Origin of the sequence: Pseudonocardia sp. SID8383 (assembly GCF_009864975.1) — a bacterium.
GTDB classification, from domain to species: Bacteria; Actinomycetota; Actinomycetes; order Mycobacteriales; family Pseudonocardiaceae; genus Pseudonocardia; species Pseudonocardia alni.
Genome location: NZ_WWFY01000600.1, coordinates 1 through 2,234, shown reverse-complemented (window position 1 = coordinate 2,234; position 2,234 = coordinate 1). Strand labels below are relative to the sequence as shown.

The 2,234-nt window shown below is 74.6% G+C and carries 2 protein-coding genes and 1 pseudogene; 2 read left to right on the top strand and 1 reads right to left on the bottom strand.

The window, feature by feature from the left end; all coding sequences use genetic code 11:
- The coding region (locus GTW08_RS14715; protein WP_161152071.1) for a fructose-bisphosphatase class II at window positions 1–469 on the top strand (469 nt) is incomplete at its 5' end.
- Here GTW08_RS14715 and GTW08_RS14710 read toward each other — a convergent pair.
- Window positions 462–1,448 carry a malate dehydrogenase gene (locus GTW08_RS14710; protein WP_073573864.1) on the bottom strand — a complete coding sequence of 329 codons (987 nt, stop codon included), beginning with the start codon at window positions 1,446–1,448 and terminating at the stop codon, window positions 462–464. The genes GTW08_RS14715 and GTW08_RS14710 overlap by 8 nt on opposite strands.
- 99 nt (window positions 1,449–1,547) lie before the next feature.
- Here GTW08_RS14710 and GTW08_RS14705 point away from each other — a divergent pair.
- Window positions 1,548–2,234: pseudogene (locus GTW08_RS14705) on the top strand (hypothetical protein); the annotation flags it as partial.

Below are 2,234 nucleotides of genomic sequence, written 5' to 3'. Positions count from 1 at the left end.
GGGACCCGCCGACGCCGTCCGTGCCGAGGGCGCGCGGGCCGTCGTCCCGGCCGGGGGCGTCCTGGAGGGAGCCATCACGGCCGCGTGCCCGACGCGGCCCGTGGACCTGATGCTCGGGCACGGTCCCGCCGCAGAGGCCGTCCTCGCGGCGGCCGCGGTGAGGTGCCTGGGTGGTTCGGTGCAGTTCCGGACCGGTGCCGGCGGTCTGCGGCGCGCCGAGGACCTCGTGGGGAGCGGCGGGGTCGTGTTCTGCGCCACCGCGGTGGGCGACGGCACCCTGCTGCGTGGTGTGCGGGTTCGGGCAGGGCGCGTCATCACCCGGTCGCTGACGCTGGCGTCGGCTCCGCGGTCGGCCCGGCTGGTCGAGACCGAACACGGGCTGCGACCGGGTCCGGGCACCGCCGGGGCCAGCGCACGGGCCACGGACGGCGTCCGTCCGCGGCCCGTGCGGGGTGGCGGTCTCAGATGAGGCCGAGCGTGGCGACGGTGTCGCGCTCCTCGACCAGCTCGGCGACGCTCGCGTCGATCCGCCCGCGGGAGAACTCGTCGATCTCCAGGCCCTGGACGATCTTCCACTCGCCGTTCTCGGAGGTCACCGGGAACGAGGAGATGATGCCCTCGGGGACGCCGTAGGAACCGTCCGACGGGATCGCGGCGGAGGTCCAGTCACCGGCCGGGGTGCCGTTGACCCAGTCGTACACGTGGTCGACGGCGGCGTTCGCGGCCGACGCAGCCGAGGACGCGCCCCGGGCCTCGATGATCGCGGCACCGCGCTTGGCGACGGTCGGGATGAAGTCGTTCTCCAGCCACTCCCGCTCGACCTGCTCGGCGGCGATCTTGCCGCCGACCTCGGCGTGGAAGAGGTCCGGGTACTGGGTGGCCGAGTGGTTGCCCCAGATCGTGAGCTTGCTGATCTCGTCGAGGCCGACGCCGAGCTTCTTCGACAGCTGCGCCAGCGCGCGGTTGTGGTCGAGGCGGGTCATCGCGGTGAACCGGTCCGCCGGGACGTCCGGCGCCGAGGCCTGGGCGATGAGGGCGTTGGTGTTGGCCGGGTTGCCGACGACCAGGACGCGGACGTCGTCCGCGGCACCGGCGTTGATCGCCTTGCCCTGCGGGCCGAAGATGCCGCCGTTGGCCTCGAGCAGGTCGCCCCGCTCCATCCCCTTGCTGCGGGGACGGGCGCCGACGAGCAGCGCGACGTTGGTGCCGGAGAACGCGGCGTTCGCGTCGTCGAAGATGTCGATGCCGCGCAGCAGCGGGAAGGCGCAGTCGTCGAGCTCCATCGCGGTGCCCTCGGCGGCCTTCACGGCCTGCGGGATCTCCAGCAGGTTCAGCTTCACCGGGGTGTCGGGCCCCAGCAGCTGCCCGGAGGCGATCCGGAAGAGCAGCGCGTAACCGATCTGGCCAGCGGCTCCGGTGACGGTAACGGTAACGGGGGTAGCAGACACGCCACGGACCCTAGCCCTGATCGCGCCCGCGTACCGCGACGGGGAGCACACCCACCGCCACGCGTGGCGGGAACCACACCGCCGGTAGCGTAGGGCGTGATGCGTGACGTCCCGGTGACCGGTCGTGCACCGGCGCCGGACCTGGCCCGCGGCGCGGCGCTGCTGCTGATCGCCGTCGCGAACGCCCACACCTTCGTCACCCACCGCGGCATCGGGGTGCGTGCCTACCCGCTCGACCCGACCGGCGTCGACGCCTGGCTCGCCGCGGCGCAGCTGACCCTGGTCGACGGCCGGGCCTATCCGCTGTTCGCGCTGCTGTTCGGCTACGGCATCGCCGGGCTCGCCCGCCGTGCGGCCCGCGACGGTGCCGGGCCCGACCAGGTCCTGGCCCTGGTGCGTCGCCGGGGCGGGGCGCTGTTCGCCGTCGGTGCCGCGCACGCGGTGCTGCTGTGGCACGGGGACTTCGTCGCCGCCTACGGGCTGATCGCGGTGGTCCTCGCGCCGGTGCTGGTCCGTGGGTCGACCGCGGTGCTGGTGCTCACCGGGGTGGCCGCGACGACGCTGCTGGCGCTGCTCTACGCCCCCGTCGCGCTGACCCGGTCCGACGCGGCGTCGGCGTCGCCCTCGCTGGTCGCGCCGGACGTGCTGTCGGCGGCGGTGGAGCGGTTCGGCGAGTGGTTGTTCGGCAACCTGCTGATCAGCGCGCTCGGGCTCCTGGGCGCGGCGGTCGCGGGGGTGCTCGTCGCCCGCGCCGGGTGGCTCGACGCCCCGGCCCGGCACCGGCGG